Here is a 17425-nt window from a genome sequence, read left to right on the forward strand (position 1 = left end):
CTAATAAATAGCATACTCCTTGGAGTAAACTCTAAGTCAAGCCCCTCTTTGCAAATTTTATGCAGACACAAAGGAGCTTCCCGCCTGGGAATGTCCAGATGCAGTTGCGCGGCGAATATAGAGGGACAAACCGTTCCAGCTTCATAACCCCTGCCCATATTCCATAGGTTCCGGCCAGAACCGACAAAACGCCCTGTCTCCGGCCAAATAACCGGGTACAGGGCGTTTGGGGTGATTCGGGAACCCTCCGCAGGGTCAGTGAAGGAACCCCGTAAAAGGCGTTCACTTCCAGCATTGCGCGAAGCGAACGGTTCACAACAATCCTTCAATGATAGAAGGCCGCCGTTAGAATGGTGACTGCCCGTTTACGGGCTGTGGGGCAAGTGATGCAAGCGGAATAAAATCCCGTAGATCGGGAGACGCTTGCCAACAATCGGTCCTTATAGGGCTCCTTACACCTCCGGCTTGGCCGGTGGGATGGGCCCAATAATAAGGGATTCGTACCGTTCGCCTGGATGCCCTTTTTCTAAAAATCCGGTTCGCTGTTCGGAACGTTCCCTTTTGAAAAAGCTGTCTCATATGCCCGCCAAATGGACAGCTGGACGAGTCAAATCGCGCTTACTTCAGCCGGGCGCCATCTTTAAACGCATTGCCTACCTTTTCTCCCAGTTTGAGATATGCATAGTTGACCGGGTCAAACGAAATCGGGCACAGCTTAGACGGGTCGATCTTTCCCTCGTCGTTGAGTATGGATTCCTCCGCGCACACATTGACAATCTCTCCAATCAACAGCTCGGATTCCTCATCGAAGCGCACCAGCTTACACTCCAAAGCCATCGGTAGCTCATCAATCAGGGGCGCATCCACGAATTCGCTCTTGGTTGTGTGAAGTCCTGCCCGGGCGAGCTTGTCCGGCACATTGTTGCCCGAAACGATTCCAACATAGTCCGCCTCCACAACGTGTGCGGCGTCGGCCATGCTGACGGTAAACGCTTTGCGGGCAAGGATATTTTTCACTGTCTTGTGGGCAGCGCTCAGATAGAGCGCAATCTGCTTGGTGTCGGCGATGCCTCCCCAGGCGGCGTTCATTGCGTCGGGGGTACCGTCCTCCCCATATGTGGCGATGATGAGAACGGGTTGCGGGTACAGAAACGGCTTTGCGCCAAAATTCTTTCTCATGGAAAACCTCCTGTTATCAAATACATTTCCTATAGTATACAATTTGTCCGCAAAAAAATCGAGGGGATTCTGGTATTTCTTTCTCCACCGGGCGAAAATTTGCCGGTACCGCGGTCCAGCCGTTTCATCTAACGCCCCAGGGGCCTGCAACAAGAGAGTCCTTCAAAAGCGCCCTTTTGTCCTCCCTTGCGTGTGTCCCGAATTCCTCTATTTCTTCCATGAAGACGGTCAAAAAATGGAGGACATCCGTATAAATAGAACATTTACCCGTAAAATATCCAAAGAAAAGGAACCCATTTCCAATAAAATTGCAACCAGTAAAAGAGCCATATTAACGGCTTACACAAGGGAATAGAATCATATGGAAAAAAGGCACTTGAAATAAAGTGCTTTTTTCTATGGTGAAACAGCATCGTGTTCCATTTCGGCATGATTCCCCAAAACGTATGAGCGTATGATTTGTCAAGGGGGCGTTGCGGAAACAATGCTTTCGTACCCTTTCCAAAGCATAGGCGGATCAGTAGCTTTTCAAAAACAGAAAAGAAATGACGGTATTGAACGATCATGATATAATGTGCATAAAGATAAATAGGGGTTTACGGAGGGAGAAAACGATGCTTGATAAAATACCCAATGCAGAGGAAATGACTGCTTTGGTCGGGCAACCATTATATGATGCATGGAATAAGTTGTGCGCTTTCATTGATGAAAAATATGAGATGGAATGCCTGTGGAATAAGGGCGGTAAAGCATGGACCTATGAGTATAAATACCGTCGAGGTGGTAAAACACTTTGTGCATTATATGCCAGAAAAAATTGTGTGGGTTTTATGATGATCTTGGGAAAAGATGAGAGGGCAAAGTTTGAAGCCGAACGAAATCATTATTCTAAACAAGTCCAAGAAATCTACGATGCAGCAAACACTTACCATGATGGTAAATGGGTAATGTTTGAACCGATCGACCCAGCAATGTTTCCGGATTTTATGAAATTATTAAGCATTAAAAGAAAGCCCAACAGAAAGGCATGACTTTCTGTTGGAATGAGAAGGTAAAACCCAAGTTTATAAAACTTGATAATTTAAATTTGGTGGGATAACGACAATGAAATTAAAGAACATTTTGATTGTTGTAAAAGATATTGAAGCATCCAAACAATTTTATCACGACTTGTTTGGTCTTAATCTGGTACTTGATAATGATGGCAATATGATTTTGACAGAAGGTCTTGTACTCCAGGATGAAAAGATATGGAGAAAGTTTCTGGGAAAAGATGTTATTCCAAAAAGCAATTCATGTGAGCTGTATTTTGAAGAACAGGATATAGACGCATTTATTGAAAGGTTGGAAAAAATGTATCCCTCAATTCAATACGTCAATCGGCTTATGACACATAGCTGGGGACAAAAGGTAACCCGTTTTTACGATTTAGATGGCAATCTGATTGAAGTGGGAACACCTATGTAATGCGACCATTCCCCGTTTGTGTGGCGAATGATTCATAAGAACTTGTTCATTTCCACTGACAAATACGATGTAAGGTAAAACAATACCAGCAGCAAGCTTCATTTCGCTAGAAAGAAGGGCGATCCGCCTACAGCGGTAGCCCTTCTTTTGCCGTGTGCTTGCCTACAACCTTATTGGAATGTTCCCCGCTCCTTCTGACTAATGAAGCGCTTCCTTTCTCCCGGAAGCGTGGAGAGGAAGATATTCCTCCTGCAAAAGGCTCCGAATCTTCGGAAGGTCCGGCACCAACACATACATTCCTCGAATCATGGCGCTGTAGTATGTCTGGTCGGCGGGAATGCGGTACGAGGAGAGTTCCATGGAGCGGAATACGGGGAACATCTGAAACAGCAGGGAAAAAATCTGCGCATCCGTCAAATCTGTGGTGAGGGATGGTAAAATCGCATTGGCGAGGTCCTTCATCTCTGAAAGGCTCAAATGTTTAATCTTTCGAAAGGCCGCTTCCAGGATGTTTCTCTGCCGTTCCGTCCGTTGAAAATCGCTGTCAATCTTCCGAATTCTGGCATATTCCAGCGCCATTTTCCCATCCAGATGATTCATCCCCGCAAAGGTTCCTCTGCCCAAATGTTCCGCCTCAGCAGCAGTCAGAACAATATCCACGCCGCCCAGCACGTCGATCACCTTTTCGAAGCGCTCAAAATCCACCTCGATGTTGCCGTCGATCGTAATGCCAAAATTTTCATAGATGGTGTCATCCAGGAGGGGGAAGCCCCCAAAGGCGTAAGCCGCGTTGAGGCGGTTGTCCGAATATCCACCGGGGATTCGGACATAGAGATCCCGCATGAAGGAAATCAGAGAAACCTGTTTTGTGTCCGGATTGATGCTGCACAGGATCATGGTATCGGAGCGTTGGCGCCCCTCCCCCTCCCGGCGGTCCTGCCCCACCAACATCAGGTTGACCAGCGCATCGTCCTCAATTTGCTCAATCTCCTCCCATTCGACGGCCTCGGGGTCCAAAACAATCTGCGAGCTGGCTTCCGGCGCAGTGGGCGGGTCCACCTCGAAGTCCTCATCCTTCGGGGCAACCGTAGACAGGGTGGATTCGTCCACCCGGTTGATTTTATTCAGGTAATGCTTGGCAATCAGTCCTCCCGAACCGACCAGAAGAAGCAGTACCAAGAGAATGCTGCCGGCAATCCACATGGTTTTCTTTGGGAGCTTCAATATTCCCACACCCTTTCCTTTTCTCGGCCCCTGCCACGGGCCTTTTTAACGCCAATCAAACGGGATGGGGCCTCCCATAGGACCCCTTTGTCCTGTAAGATTCGCAGGGGATTTCGTTCCAGTAGGAGCGGCGTACAGCCCTCGCCATCCTTCCAGTCCAACGTCCGGCGCAGTTCCATCAGGTCCGGGGTACGGTAGAGGGACCCATGCGCATCCGAAGCGATGACAGCGGCCAGACGATGCCGTAAAATGGCATCCGCTGTCCGCTGGATGTGCTTTCCAAACCGTCCCAAAATGCTGCCCTTGTTGATTTGGATAACAATGCCCATCCGATACCAGTCGTATATACAGGAACGATCCTGCATCACGCAATGGTAACGCTCTGGATGCGCTAGGATGGGCTTATACCCGGCGTTCAATAGGCGGTCCATCTGCCGGTAGATTTCCATTGCATCCACCTCAAAGGCAAACTCCACCAACGGGTATCGAGTGTGATTGAGACAGATCAATTGCCCGGAATTCAATCGTTCCAGTACATCGTCTGTCGCAAAAATCTCCATCTCCTCGACCACGCGAAGCGGGATGTCCTGTTCCTCCAAAAGTTCCCGCAGGTGTTGAATCCTGCGCCGGTAACGTGCATCCCAGATGGTTTCAAAGAAGCCGGGCATATTGCTGTGCGGTGTCGCTGCAATGGCAAAAGTGCCGCTGTGCACCGCCATACTTGCCATCCGAAGGGCTTCGCTCCATGTCTGTGCGCCGTCGTCCAGCCCCGGCAGAAGATGTATGTGTAAATCGATCATATCCTATTTCTCCAGGCGCCCGGCGCCCTTTTGTTCTCAGGTCTCACGGTCTTTCCCTGTGGGGCGCTTTTCTTCGCCGTAGACCTTATAATGGCCATACGTTCTATATTTCCCATATCTACCATATTTTCCGTAGCTATAAGGAGAAAATACGCCGGAAACACCATTGAATACATATCCAATGATTGGAAGGTCCCCTGCCTCCAATTCAGCGACAGCCTCTAAAATTTGTCCCTGGCTGGCGTGGTCCTGTTTGACGACAAACAATACCCCATCCGCATATTCCTCCATCAAGAACACATCTTCGAAGGCGCCGCAGGGCGGTGCATCCATTACGATGTAATCCACCTGGAACTCAAGCTGGGCCAGCATCGCCGGCATCTTTTGGCTCAGAACCTTGGCAGGATTTTTAACCGCTTGATTCCCTCCCAAAAAGAATACATGCGTCTGTTGGTCAAAACAGAGCAGATCATCAATCGCACATGTTCCCTGTAGGGCGTCGTCCAAACCATGCTGTGTGCGGAGCTGTTTCATGTAAGTGCGTAAGTCCTGCTTCCGGAGGCCGGCGTCGATCAAAAGGACCTTTTTCCCCTAACGCGCCAGTTCCGCCGCCAGATTCAGGGCCACAACGGATTTTCCTTCGCCCGGCACAGCGTTTGTCGCCAAAAGCGTCTTACCGCCCAAATCCTCCAGCGCTTTTGTGACGCGCAGTTGCAACGTCTCCATATTCTCTGACGCTTCGATTCCAGATCGGGGAAGGGGCCGTATGTTTTTTCCGAACCTTCTGCACGACCACCGGTAGCTCGGCCAGGCAGGGAAGGTTCATCATTCGTTGCAGTTCCCCGGCCTTATGAACGGCATGCCCATCAAAAGGGAAGAGATTAACAGCGGCCGTTTGTTTCTCTTCTTTTTCAACACTTCGCGTAGGGAATGGGTTTTTCGCTCATAGGGGATGCTCCCCAAGATAGTTCCATCCAGTTGTTTTTTGGCCAGCCCACGCTTTTTCACCGTGAACCGCAGGTAGGAGGTCAACACGATCAAAGCAGCTACCACTCCTGCCGCTGCCAGTGCCCCCATCCGGCGTAGTTTGGACATCTGCAGCGGATTGGGCGGACTATAAGGAATGGTTGGGCTTTTCAGCGTATCCAGCCGCGCATTGGAAAACAGGTAGTCCGATACGCGGTTGTACTTATCCAGAGCCGATTGAGCCATTTGGTAAGCGTGGCGCGGGGAATCCGAAGTCACGGTCAAAAGCATCAGGTTCGTCTCTGAAACCAGTTCGATCGAAATGGTCCCTTCGACCGATGCGACTCCCATATCCTCCGCGATGAGCTTTCGCAGTGCGTCGCTCTGAAAAACCTCACCAAACACCGCCGCCATCTCCTTCGCGGTATTCAGCGAGGTGTAAGAGCCCCCATTATCCCACACCCCTATACAAAATAGATTGACATTATTATACTTGCATATAAAGTCGTTGTAATAGACGAGAAAAGTAATCTTTACCAATCTCTTCCTTTTAATGAATACTATATATAACACAAAATAAAAGTGATAAACCAGTAAATAGAATTCATTTCATCGCTTATAGATCTGTGAAATTCGCCTCCTGAATGAAGTGGCTATTTCCGACTTTTCCAATCCTTGCAACTTCTCTCTATTTTTCAAGTAAACAGAATATCTCTTATCTTCTAAAAGAAAAAATCTCTCTACTATGAATTTCATAGTAGAGAGATTTTTTAAAAAGGAAATGGTCATTCATGCTATATCCAAAAACTGTCCCTAAAAAAGCTCCTGAACAAAAACATTGCTCTCACATTTCATGAAAAAGCGGTTTCATATACACCATAGAGAAAGACCCAAAAAGGCCGATCTTTCTTGTAAGGGTTCTCATGTGCTTGTTGTGCAAGACAACGCAAACCATGCGTATCATAAAACCGATAATTGCAGCCAGTATCCGTATAGAGAAAAAAAGAGCGACTGTTGAAATACGCCCGAGCACGTTCAAATAGAGCCGAACCAATTCCTCTTCCTTGCCATTTGGGCGCGACTGCAAACAGCGTAATCTCCCCGTCAAATGTATAGCCACTTTTCTCCAAAAGTGCTGTGCACAGGCCGTCGTACTCTTCCATCCGACGCCGCATGGAAAGGATCTCCATACCTTGTTGCTCTTCTTCCGAGGCCATATTCGGAAGCAAAAGGTATGGACTTGTTGTCTCTCTATATGCGAGAAATCCAGCTACTTCTCCATCCCATATGGCCACTTGCGCCCCTGTGGAATGGCCCAACGTCTTCCAAAGATATTCCCGAGACATGAACCGTCCCGCCTTCTTCCCACCACACAGAGCATCCATATTCCACACACGCTCGACGATCTGCGCCATTGTGTCCAGATCACTGTCCTGCATTGCACGAAACTGCAACATCGTATTCCTCCTGATGCGAATTCTTCCAGCCCTTACAGATAGCAGTTGAAAGTTGTTATCCCTTTTGTTTTTCCTCATGAATGCGCCGAAGCTGCTGCTCCTTGGTCATCAGCCCCTGCTCATAACGCTCAATTTTCATATTCAACCGATCTAAAGACCTCTGCATGTCTGCCATACGGACAAGCAATTGCTCCCTCTGTTCTATCAACAGCGCTTTGCGTGCATCAAGGGTATCGTCCCCTTGTTGGAACAAATCTACATATTCTATGAGTGCTTCAATCTGGACCCCGGCTGCACGCATACATTTCATGAGTTCAATCCAGCCACAGGATTCCTCGTCATAATCTCGGAGGCCCCCCTTTGTGCGGGGGACGGGCGGAATCAATCCAATCCGTTCATAATACCGTAAGGTATCGGCAGATATATCGAACTTTTTGCTCACTTCCGCGATGGTCATAACCATTTCCTTTCCATCAAATCATTTCCAAGCAATCTGAATGTTCTCAGGTTTCGATGTGCAGCGGTTTTTGCCAAACCGGCAGGAGGCCTGTTCCATCAACAACCCAACACAGTCAACCTGAGACCATTCAAAGAAACATAACGACTCCACAGCGAGTTTTCCGTGGTTGTACACTTCTAAATTGGGTGTAGCCCACAGCCACTTTTCGTTTTCAAGTAGATTTTGAGAACGACTCCTCTGACGGCAAAGAGGCGTCTTTTTTAAAGTCCTTCTCCTCGACCTTATCCGCTGCCTCATAAATACACCGTATCGCGTTGAGGCTACGCGGATAACCAATATATGGTAAGCACTGGGAAACTACTTTGATTAAAAACCTCTTATCGTTTCCTATACGCAGATTGGCAACCGCATGGCTGACCAGTTGGGATTCACAGCCTCCCTGTGCAAGCAGGAAACAGAAGGTAATCATTTCACGTTGTTTATAATCCAATCCTTTACGGGTGTAGTAATCTCCAAAACAATTCTCCGCAAGCCAACGGTTGATATGACGGCTCTCCTCCGGACCACGATTTTGGAAACCACGCATATCCTCACCAAAAATATCTACCTGCGCTTGATTTCCCGCCTCCAAACGAGTTTGCCACGTGGTGGTGGACAAATTCTCTAGAGGAAGCGGCGTATCGTCAACAATTAAGCGTTCATTTACAACACATAAGAATGGATAAACACGGCCCATCCCAAGATACGCCACCGCCTGATAGACGATCTCCTTTATTTCCACCGGCGTGACACCAAACTTTCGTGCTACAGGCAGGTAATCGCGGAAGGCATCCAAGCTTTGACTCCCCAGCAACGTAGCCAAAATGGCCATAAGCCGGCTGTGGACATCTAAATCGCTCTGATAAAGTACCTCATGAAAGGCAAAGTGGCAAAACCGTTCAAAGAATTCTGGGTCGGTTTTTTGTAAACTGGCAAACGGTTCAGCAAATATCCTCTCTTGATCCTGTTTCAAATCCACTGGATGTGCCATTGTAGGCATCTCCCTTCATTTGTTTATATCGGTCATAGAGAGCCTTTCCAACAGAAGACTCTCTTCCCTACTAAAACTTTATCACTTGGAGTGCACTCCATGTCAAGATAAAATTTATATCCATTGGATCTGAAAAAACCTTGACCGAAAAGCCGCTCTTGAGCGGATTTTTGGAACCCCCGCAAGCCCCCTGCAATCGCTATTCAATGTTTAAACCAATGGCCCAAAGAATCCATCTATATGTACCATATATTGAGTATATCGTATTACAACATCCACTTATATACTATATAATAAATAAAGTATAATATAGATTCTATTTAGAAATTAAAATATTCTTCTTAAAAAGGAGGAATATTTATGTCGTTTAGAACACACTTTGGGCATGACATCTATCACATTCGCATGGACAAGCTAAAATGGACACAACAACAGATTGCCGATGCTGTATTCATATCTCTCCGTGAATATCAGAAGATCGAAAAAGGAGAGATTTCACCTGGCTCTGAAATCTTTCTTCGTCTGGTCTTTTTCTTGAACGTAAATATCGAGAATTACCGGCAGGACCTATTCAATTGGTCTCCTCTGTAATAAATCCATAGAATGAGCCTCGCATCATACTCCCACACAGTTTCAGGGCTTAAAAACGCTCTTCATACCGTGCGCACGCGGAAATCCCCACAAAAGCGGCCTCCCGACCGTCAGAGACCCGCCAGAAAAAATTTCCCATCATCGGTGTACTTCTGGTCCTCAGCGGCAAGAAAACGGGAACCCAAGCACAATACTTTAGCCAATGATATCTTCTAACGTTTTTGAAAAAGACCCTCTTTTTACCATATGACTTTGTGAAACAAACTATCATATGGTTCGCTTTTTGCCCAGGCATTGTCCTAAAAATGCTGTTGTTGCTGGAAAAGTTAGACATTTGGGGTAGCGGAAAAACAGGACTGTGACTGTGTAACAAGGAGCAGCGGGCATCGAGTCGGTTGTATCAGCAAGCAGGATGGCTACGCGGATATCCGCCCCCATCCACTCACCCGTTGGCGGGAAAAGGATTCCGAAGTTTTGAATACATTCCTGAAAAACAACAGGGCATCGGGCAATCCTCCAGGCCGATTGATCCGGTATTTGTCGCATGCTGGCCATTGCGGTGGGGCCAACTTATCTATTCCCCATTTATAAGTTCGTTAGCTTACAGTACACTCAAATAAAAACATCTCGCATTCGTCGTTGATAGCTTGTTCTTTTTTGAAAGAGGAATATGTTCGAATAGCCGTAAACCCGATTTCAGTTAAAAGTTGTTCCATCTCTCCGAATTTGTAAAGATGTGTTTGAAAATCCATCAACTCGCTTTTTAATAATCTCGCGCCATCGTATAATTCATAAATACCCGGAGAAAATTGCGTCTGACCTGATTCATCATAATAATTTTTGCTTCTTAATGTCAAATCAAGCCCTTCTTTTGTTTTTACTGCAATAGAAAGCTTGTAGTCGCTATCATCAGGACATCTGTTGGCCACAGTATCAACTGCAAAAACCAATTTGCCTTTCTGGGCTAACATTCCTTTTAACTTCTTCAAAATTTTTTTGCACAAGTGAATATCCGTAAATAACGAAACTGAGCCAGACGATATAAAAATATAATCAAACGGCTCGTCGGGTGAATACTCTAAAATATCCGCCTGAACTACATTTGCATTAGGCGCTTTTTGCTTTAATTTGTCCAACATTTCACCGGACAAATCTACCCCGCTAATATCAAATCCCTGCTTCATAAATGGAACAAGAAAACGTCCGCTACCGCAAAGAGCCTCTAAAATCTTCTGCTCTTTTTTCGCATAGGAAACGTAAAAATCCAATTCCTCTTTTGGTGCTTGTCTATGTAAAATTTCGTACATTTCGGTACATAAGCTGCCATAATAATTTTGCTTTCGCTCTTTCATCGTACTACCTCGAATATGAAATATTAACGTCCTGAATGGACAGAGCTAGAAAACCTTAACTTGTGGGTCATTCATTCTAGCCATCGATGGGCTCGGCTAACCCTGCTGTTTAATGGACCATATAGGTTGATCTTATATATCCATTTCCACAAAATGTACAGCAGATGTGTCCCAATATTTTTTGTAAACCCGTTCTAGATTTCCATCAAGATTTAGCTGATACATTCTGAATGTGACTAGTAGATCCTTTGGTTGCCATTGTTCCTCATATGAATATTGATATTTCATTCCTACATTTCTCATCACGCCGCCACTCCGGGGGTTGTTTCTGTCATGGGTAGCTGTGATATAAGGAAGTCCGTCTTTTTGTACCCGCTCTATAACGGCTTTTCCGGCTTCTGTAACGATGCCTTGATGCCAAAATTCCTTCCGCAGTCCATAGCCGAAATCATGGTGTTCTTCCATATCCACTTTTATGTAACCAATCGGATCATTATCTGTTTTTAGACAGATCGCATACGCATATGCCTGTGGCTTGGCATATTTCACAGCATACTGTTCCTTAAAGAACGGATACGCTTCTTCAATGCTATTTAGTGGAAACCAGGGCAAAAACCTATTCACTTCTTTATCGCTATAAATCTTAAACAGGGCTTCCATATCATTTTCTGTAAATTTTCTTAATATCAGCCGTTCCGTTTCGAGTGTAGGTGTATTCATATCCTTCCCTCCATAATTAACGCTTCTATCATATTCTTCAAATATGTATCGGGCGTTATCAGATGTTCTTTTATTTGTGTCCTAGTAAGTAATCAGGGTTTTCCATAACGCCCATCCCCTTGCCCGGTCAATTGTTTTTCTATCCAACCTCTTTAAAAAATCATTACGACTGCTATGATCGAAAAAGATCCATGCCATCGCATAGTCACAGGCAGGATCGCCGATTCCCATCATTCCAAAGTCAATGACGCCGCAAAGATGGCCGTCCTTTCCCAGAAGGTTCCCCGGCGCAATATCTCCATGAAGCTCGGGTGGTATTTGTTTTCCTCCATATCTCACGTGAAGCTGCAATAGTCATTTAAGTCCTGTCCTTGTATAAGCGCTATCTCGCCTACATGAACCTCTATATTGCCGATCGCTTTTCAGAGTTCTCATGCGCTGTCCACCCGAAACGCGAGCGAAAGCAAAAGAAAAATCCGAACCTGAAACGCAATATATGTCCAGGTTCAGCCAGTGTGACTGTAACAAAATAGATATCCAGTAAAAAATCGATTATACCGAAAAAAGCCGTATTTTGATTTCTCAAAATACGGCTTTTAACTTGGCGGAGAAGGAGGGATTTGAACCCTCATACTAGCCGATAAAGACCGCATTTACGTTAGCTTATTTATTTTTGTGTTGCATTTCGTGTTGCATACTGTGTAATAATTGCCAATGACAAATTCCTACTATTATAGTATGCTTTTTGTATCATTTATAGTAAGGAGGAATCCGTGTGTGGATTTTACTCACCGGCCCCAGTGATGAGCAAAACCCATATACAAACAAAGTTAGGGACGCATATCACAAATATATGGGTCTCGCTACACTGGCTGCAAATAGGATATTACATAATTTGGAGGATGCCAGGGATGCAGCAATGCAGGCTTTTGTCCGCGTTTTAGAGCACCCCGAAAAAGTGTTTGATGGCCGATCTGATGAGCATATTAAAAACTACATCGTGATTATTGCGCGTAACACCGCTCTTAATATGGCAAAGCATAACCATGTTATCCCGACTGCGCCTCTTGAGGACGATGCTAAAACCGACAGCTCATCAACCGACGCAAAACTTGAGGCTAAAGCATTAGCACGCAATATCATTGCAAGTCTCTCCGAGACAGAGAGACGAATATTATCCTTAGAGATTATATATGGCGAGTCAATACAGGAGATAGCAGACGATTTACAAAAGACCCCTTGGGCCGTCCGCAAGCAAAGGAGTCGTACAATTAAACGCATAAAGGACTACTGCTATCACCAAAATATAAATCCTCTTGAGTATATATAGATAAAGGAGGGTTTACATTGCAAAAAATATCTAATAGGAATATTATACGTTTTCTTAAAAAATATCAAGACATTATTATACAAGCCGAATTAGCCGATTTACCTACAGCAGAGGATTTATCGCATATCTATATCCCAGCCGAATTCGATCGACGCATGGAAGAACTCATTGTCAAATATATTCAACCGCAAAAGCTGTCTCATCACACAGGCCGCCGGATAGCTGTAGCGCTATTAGCTGCTCTTATCGCTGCTACGGTTACAGTTATGTCGGTAAGTGCGGCGCGTGAATGGTTCTTTAAGGTTATTTCGCAGATGTTCCCAACGCATACGGAACTCCAATATGGACCAACTGAAGAATCGCAAGAGGATGAACCTTTTGTAGCATATGCACCAAGCTATATACCGGAAGGCTATGAATTAAAAGACGGACCGCGTGTGAGGGAACAGGCGCGCTTAGTGCAAATTGGATACAAAGGCTCTGGCAGCAAAACTATCCGATACACGCAATCTTTTAACGGGGGATCGAGCATCGATACAGAGGGTTCTCATACAGAAACGGTCGAACTGAATGGCCGTGATGCTCTGTATATTCAGAAAGAAGATACAAAAATGCTATACGGACAAATTGACAACGCTATGTTTTGGTTATATGTCCGCGACCCCGACTTGGCAAAAGACGATGTACTGAAAATCGCAGATAGTATCGNTGGAAAAAAACTGCGAATTGTAGGGGCGGCTCAAAATAACCTAAAGAATGTAACCGTAGATATTCCCTTGGGAAAATTTGTTTGTGTGACAGGGGTATCCGGGTCCGGCAAGTCCTCTTTAATCAATGAGATTTTATATAAGTATTTGGCTTCTAATTTGAACGGCGCGAAGTGCCGTCCGGGTGTCTTTAAGCAGATTAAGGGGATAGAGGCGCTGGACAAGGTTATAGAGATCAATCAGGCTCCGATTGGACGTACACCGCGCTCTAATCCGGCGACCTATACGGGGGTATTCACCGATATAAGGGAGCTTTATGCGTCGACGCAGGATGCCAAACTGCGCGGCTTCACGTCCGGCCGTTTTTCGTTTAATGTCAAAGGCGGCCGTTGCGAAGCATGCCAGGGCGATGGTATTATTAAGATTGAAATGCATTTTCTGCCGGATGTATATGTTCCCTGTGACGTATGCAAAGGGAAACGTTATAACCGTGAGACTTTGGAGATTAAGTATAAGGGCAAAAGTATTTACGATGTATTGGAGATGACGGTGGAAGAAGGCTTGGAATTTTTCTCCAGTCTTCCTCGGATTGCACGAAAACTCCAAACGTTGCAAGACGTTGGCTTGGGGTACATCAAAATCGGTCAACCGGCAACAACGCTGTCGGGTGGTGAAGCACAGCGCGTCAAGCTGGCAACAGAACTGAGCAGGCGTTCCACCGGACGGACGATTTATATCCTGGACGAACCGACTACCGGCCTTCACATTGCAGATGTTCACAAACTGATTGATGTACTGCAAAAATTGGTGGATGCTGGAAATACGGTTGTTGTGATTGAACACAATCTTGATCTTATTAAGACTGCGGATCACATTATCGATTTGGGGCCTGAAGGAGGAGACAATGGAGGAACCATTGTTGCCACAGGAACACCGGAGGAAGTCGCAAAGATTGAAAGCTCTTACACGGGGCAATACCTCAAGAAAGTATTGGATAGGCGTTCGTTCTGATTGTTTTAAAAGGCATCCGGACTCTTTTTCTGAGTCCGGATGCCTTTTTATACTCTTTTTAAGGGCTTTATAGAGGAAGAATGTAGAAATTTGTCTTTTTTCAAGGAGATTATGGTATAATTAGTGCAAGAAAAGAGGAACCAATGGGAGGGGGATTTTATGCTTGCGACGCTGTTGTTGCTAATTGATTCGGAGGAAGACCAACGAAAATTTGAAGAACTGTACCATCAATACAAACAGCTGATGTTTTATGTGGCCAGGGATTATTTTCACAAGGAATCTGCCATAGAAGATGCGGTTCAAGAAGCTTTTATCCGCATTATTAAAAATTTTTCGAAAATAGGAGAAATAAATTGTCCCCAAACGAAACATTTTATCGTTATAGTTATTAGAAGCACTTGTATCGACCTATTACGAACAGGAAAAAGAGAGGGGGCGGCAATTCCTTGGGAAGAGGTTCCCGAGACAGAGGAACCGGAAGATCGCAGACCGGGTGTTCAGTTAGAGGAGAAAGAAGCGTATGAACAGCTCTTGGAGACGCTTCGTTCTTTACCACAGACATATCGAGATGTTATGACTTTGCGGCATATACAGAAATTGTCGCTCGATCAAATTTCCAGCATTACGGGTTTTTCCGTTGATTATGTAAAGAAGATTTTACAAAGAGGAAAGAAAAAACTGGCTAAGGCGCTGGAGGAAAAGGAGGTTATATGACTGGTTTAAGCGACGAGCTTTTAGAACGTGCTTTGATGGACCTTGCACGTGAGGAGCTAGATCATTTGCCATCGGACAAAGAACTACAAAATCAGTACCAGATTTCGAAGCGTTTTGACAGAAAAATTGTTCACCTGATCCGTGATGAACGCCGCGCACCGTGGATGCGTAGTCTTGTGCGTTATGCAAAGCGCGCCGCTGTATTCTTCCTCGCTCTGTTGATTGCTGCGGGAACAACGATTATGACAGTAAGTGCGGCGCGTGAATGGTTCTTTAAGGTTATTTCGCAGATGTTCCCAACACATACGGAACTCCAATATGGACCAACTGAAGAATCGCAAGAGGATGAACCTTTTGTAGCATATGCACCAAGCTATATACCGGAAGGCTATGAATTAAAAGACGGACCGCGTGTGAGGGAACAGACGCGCTTAGTGCAAATTGGATACAAAGGCTCTGGAAGCAGAACGATCCGATACACGCAATCTTTTGACGGGGGATCGAGCATTGATACAGAGGGTTCTCATACAGAAACGGTCGAACTGAATGGCCGTGATGCTCTGTATATTCAGAAAGAAGATACAAAAATGCTATACGGACAAATTGACAACGCTATGTTTTGGTTATATGTCCGCGACCCCGACTTGGCAAAAGACGATGTACTGAAAATTGCAGATAGTATCGTTCCCCTGGAGGAACAAAATTAACTATCTTTTGACATTTTTAACATTTTTCACAATATGAACAATTATCCGTAGAATGATCGTACATATTCGAATATTCTTCTTTTAAAGGAGGAATATTCATGTCATTTAAAATGCACTTTGGACACGACATCTATCACGTTCGCACAGACAAGCGCAAACTGACACAGCAGCAGGTTGCAGATGCCACATTCATCTCTCTACGAGAATATCAAAAGATCGAGAAGGGAGAAATCGTACCCGGCTCTGAAATTTTTCTGCGTCTTGTCTTTTTCTTGAATGTAAATATTGAGAATTACCGACAGGACGTACTTAATCGTCCCCCTTTATAACAAAAGCCCGTAGGACCTCTGTAGTTAGGGGTCCTACGGGCTTTATTGGTTCCAACATTTACCGCTTGCATTCGACCGAACAGACATTCTATAATAAAAATACAAACAATCGTTCGGAGGCGGTTCATTTGGAGCGTGTGATCTTACATTGTGATATGAACAACTTCTATGCAAGCGTAGAATGCCTCTATAACCCTAAATTGCGTGGGAAACCGGTCGCGGTAGCTGGAGATGTTGAGCAGCGACATGGGATTGTACTCGCTAAAAATTACGAAGCTAAACGCTATGGCGTGTCCACGGGGCAACCGCTTTGGAAAGCAAGGCAGCTTTGTCCGGAGATTGTATTCGTCCCTCCCCACTTTGACCGCTATCTTCATTTTTCTGCGCTTGCCAGGGAAATCTATGAGGAATACACTTGCCAGGTGGAAAGCTTTGGTCTGGACGAATGTTGGCTTGATGTTACAGGCAGTCAAAAACTTTTTGGCTCCGGCCAAGCGATTGCGGACGAACTTCGGCGGCGTATCCAATATGAACTGGGAATTACGGCTTCCGTGGGGGTCTCATTTAACAAAGTTTTTGCAAAGCTCGGCAGCGATTTGAAAAAGCCCGATGCAACAACTGTCATTACACGGGAAAACTATCGCGATGTCGTTTGGCCGCTACCCGTGTCCGACCTGCTATATGTAGGCCCCGCAACTACACAAAAATTACATCGCTATGCCATTCACACCATTGGTGATTTGGCAAATTCTCACACAGATTTTTTAAATGGATTATTGGGAAAAATCGGCCTCATGCTTTTGGGGTTTGCAAACGGTTGGGACCATTCTCCGGTCACTGACGCAGGGGTTTATCCAGCGGTTAAATCCATAGGAAATTGCACAACGGCGCCAAAAGATCTGGTCACGGAGGATGCTATAAAAATCACCCTGTTCCTCCTTTGTGAAAGTGTGGCAGAGCGGCTTCGGGAACAAAATTTTCAATGTAATACCGTACAGATTTCCATTCGTTACGCAGACTTATGGTCTTGTGATCGTCAAAAAAAGTTGGATTTTCCCGTTTATAATTCAGAAAGTATCTATCAGGCAGCCTATACGCTTTATCAAAGGCATCACCTGCCGGATAAAGCCATACGCAGCCTGGGAGTGCGCGCCTGCAATCTTTCGTTGGCAGAGCACATCCAGATTTCTTTTTTGCCCGAAATAGCCCGTGCGCAGAAGCAGGAAAACCTGGAACATGCCATCGATGATATTCGGCGGCGATTTGGACATTTTAGTATTCAAAGAGGCTTGGCTTTGACGGACCGGGAACTGTCTGCGCTCGATCCAAAGGCGGAGCATATCATCCATCCGATTGGGTTCTTACACCGTGGATAGAGGGA

At 45.5% G+C, this 17425-nt stretch carries 20 protein-coding genes and 2 pseudogenes; 10 read left to right on the forward strand and 12 right to left on the reverse strand.

All coding sequences use genetic code 11. The annotated features are described in order from the left end of the window. Nucleotides 1–618 precede the first annotated feature (618 nt). Nucleotides 619–1179 carry a flavin reductase family protein gene (locus tag B9Y59_RS07555; protein WP_085532712.1) on the reverse strand — a complete coding sequence of 187 codons (561 nt, stop codon included), beginning with the start codon at nt 1177–1179 and terminating at the stop codon, nt 619–621. Nucleotides 1180–1793: 614 nt separating this feature from the next. On the opposite strand from B9Y59_RS07555, the gene B9Y59_RS07560 reads away from it, so the two are divergent. Together B9Y59_RS07560 and B9Y59_RS07565 are read left to right on the forward strand one after the other, a co-directional pair. Further along, nucleotides 1794–2210, forward strand: coding sequence for a DUF3788 domain-containing protein (locus tag B9Y59_RS07560; RefSeq protein WP_085532714.1), 417 nt, complete (start codon nt 1794–1796; stop codon nt 2208–2210). Between the two features lie 73 nt (nt 2211–2283). Further along, on the forward strand, nt 2284–2646 hold the full coding sequence (locus tag B9Y59_RS07565) for a VOC family protein (protein WP_085532716.1): 363 nt from the start codon (nt 2284–2286) through the stop codon (nt 2644–2646). Between the two features lie 198 nt (nt 2647–2844). Here the strand turns inward: B9Y59_RS07565 and B9Y59_RS07570 are convergent, their stop codons facing one another. The 8 genes from B9Y59_RS07570 to B9Y59_RS07600 all read right to left on the reverse strand — a co-directional run bounded on the left by B9Y59_RS07570 (nt 2845) and on the right by B9Y59_RS07600 (nt 8583). Further along, nucleotides 2845–3870 (reverse strand): LCP family protein, encoded by a 1026-nt coding sequence (locus B9Y59_RS07570; protein WP_054323328.1) that lies wholly within the window; start codon nt 3868–3870, stop codon nt 2845–2847. Further along, entirely contained in the window at nt 3867–4670 is an 804-nt protein-coding gene (locus tag B9Y59_RS07575; RefSeq protein WP_085532718.1) for a tyrosine-protein phosphatase, read from the reverse strand. Before B9Y59_RS07575 ends, B9Y59_RS07570 begins: the two co-directional genes overlap by 4 nt. Before the next feature lie 36 nt (nt 4671–4706). After that, nucleotides 4707–5204: a tyrosine-protein kinase family protein gene (locus B9Y59_RS07580; RefSeq protein ID WP_143255265.1), complete on the reverse strand. Its 498-nt coding sequence runs from the start codon at nt 5202–5204 to the stop codon at nt 4707–4709. Nucleotides 5205–5261: 57 nt separating this feature from the next. Then, on the reverse strand, nt 5262–5396 hold the full coding sequence (locus B9Y59_RS16415) for a P-loop NTPase family protein (protein WP_143255266.1): 135 nt from the start codon (nt 5394–5396) through the stop codon (nt 5262–5264). Between the two features lie 99 nt (nt 5397–5495). Continuing rightward, a complete protein-coding gene (locus B9Y59_RS07585) occupies nt 5496–6176 on the reverse strand; it encodes a hypothetical protein (RefSeq protein ID WP_085532723.1) in 681 nt (226 codons plus the stop codon). A 311-nt stretch (nt 6177–6487) separates the two neighbouring features. Continuing rightward, complete coding sequence (locus B9Y59_RS07590) at nt 6488–7093, reverse strand: GNAT family N-acetyltransferase (protein WP_158088979.1); 606 nt, start codon at nt 7091–7093, stop codon at nt 6488–6490. 55 nt (nt 7094–7148) lie between these two features. Beyond that, nucleotides 7149–7550: a MerR family transcriptional regulator gene (locus B9Y59_RS07595; protein ID WP_054323334.1), complete on the reverse strand. Its 402-nt coding sequence runs from the start codon at nt 7548–7550 to the stop codon at nt 7149–7151. 214 nt (nt 7551–7764) lie between these two features. Continuing rightward, entirely contained in the window at nt 7765–8583 is an 819-nt protein-coding gene (locus tag B9Y59_RS07600) for a carboxymuconolactone decarboxylase family protein (protein WP_085532727.1), read from the reverse strand. Nucleotides 8584–8943: 360 nt separating this feature from the next. On the opposite strand from B9Y59_RS07600, the gene B9Y59_RS07605 reads away from it, so the two are divergent. Continuing rightward, on the forward strand, nt 8944–9174 hold the full coding sequence (locus tag B9Y59_RS07605; RefSeq protein ID WP_054323337.1) for a helix-turn-helix domain-containing protein: 231 nt from the start codon (nt 8944–8946) through the stop codon (nt 9172–9174). A 596-nt stretch (nt 9175–9770) separates the two neighbouring features. Here B9Y59_RS07605 and B9Y59_RS07610 read toward each other — a convergent pair. The 3 genes from B9Y59_RS07610 to B9Y59_RS16765 form a co-directional block, all read right to left on the reverse strand. Further along, a complete protein-coding gene (locus tag B9Y59_RS07610; protein ID WP_085532730.1) occupies nt 9771–10526 on the reverse strand; it encodes a class I SAM-dependent methyltransferase in 756 nt (251 codons plus the stop codon). Between the two features lie 132 nt (nt 10527–10658). Next, complete coding sequence (locus tag B9Y59_RS07615) at nt 10659–11246, reverse strand: GNAT family N-acetyltransferase (protein WP_054323338.1); 588 nt, start codon at nt 11244–11246, stop codon at nt 10659–10661. A gap of 81 nt (nt 11247–11327) precedes the next feature. Then, nucleotides 11328–11585, reverse strand: a complete 258-nt coding sequence (locus tag B9Y59_RS16765; RefSeq protein WP_198945600.1) for a phosphotransferase — start codon at nt 11583–11585, stop codon at nt 11328–11330. Between the two features lie 436 nt (nt 11586–12021). Here B9Y59_RS16765 and B9Y59_RS07625 point away from each other — a divergent pair, with 436 nt between their 5' ends. The 7 genes and pseudogenes from B9Y59_RS07625 (at nt 12022) to dinB (ending at nt 17420) form a co-directional block, all read left to right on the forward strand. Beyond that, nucleotides 12022–12576: an RNA polymerase sigma factor gene (locus tag B9Y59_RS07625; RefSeq protein WP_085532734.1), complete on the forward strand. Its 555-nt coding sequence runs from the start codon at nt 12022–12024 to the stop codon at nt 12574–12576. A gap of 314 nt (nt 12577–12890) precedes the next feature. Further along, nucleotides 12891–13271 (forward strand): annotated as a pseudogene (locus tag B9Y59_RS16175) (DUF4367 domain-containing protein); the annotation flags it as partial. 15 nt (nt 13272–13286) lie between these two features. Next, nucleotides 13287–14294: pseudogene (locus B9Y59_RS16180) on the forward strand (ATP-binding cassette domain-containing protein); the annotation flags it as partial. A gap of 159 nt (nt 14295–14453) precedes the next feature. Then, on the forward strand, nt 14454–15008 hold the full coding sequence (locus B9Y59_RS07635; protein WP_054324302.1) for an RNA polymerase sigma factor: 555 nt from the start codon (nt 14454–14456) through the stop codon (nt 15006–15008). Further along, nucleotides 15005–15715: a DUF4367 domain-containing protein gene (locus B9Y59_RS07640; protein WP_085532736.1), complete on the forward strand. Its 711-nt coding sequence runs from the start codon at nt 15005–15007 to the stop codon at nt 15713–15715. The genes B9Y59_RS07635 and B9Y59_RS07640 overlap by 4 nt, the downstream gene beginning before the upstream one ends. A 98-nt stretch (nt 15716–15813) precedes the next feature. Further along, nucleotides 15814–16044, forward strand: coding sequence for a helix-turn-helix domain-containing protein (locus tag B9Y59_RS07645; protein ID WP_085532738.1), 231 nt, complete (start codon nt 15814–15816; stop codon nt 16042–16044). A 137-nt stretch (nt 16045–16181) separates the two neighbouring features. After that, the gene (dinB, locus tag B9Y59_RS07650; RefSeq protein ID WP_442856179.1) at nt 16182–17420 is read left to right on the forward strand and encodes a DNA polymerase IV; all 1239 of its coding nucleotides are present in this window, start codon (nt 16182–16184) and stop codon (nt 17418–17420) included. The last annotated feature ends 5 nt before the right edge of the window (nt 17421–17425 follow it).

Source organism: Anaeromassilibacillus sp. Marseille-P3371, from assembly GCF_900169665.1.
Taxonomy (GTDB): Bacteria; Bacillota; Clostridia; order Oscillospirales; family Acutalibacteraceae; genus Anaeromassilibacillus.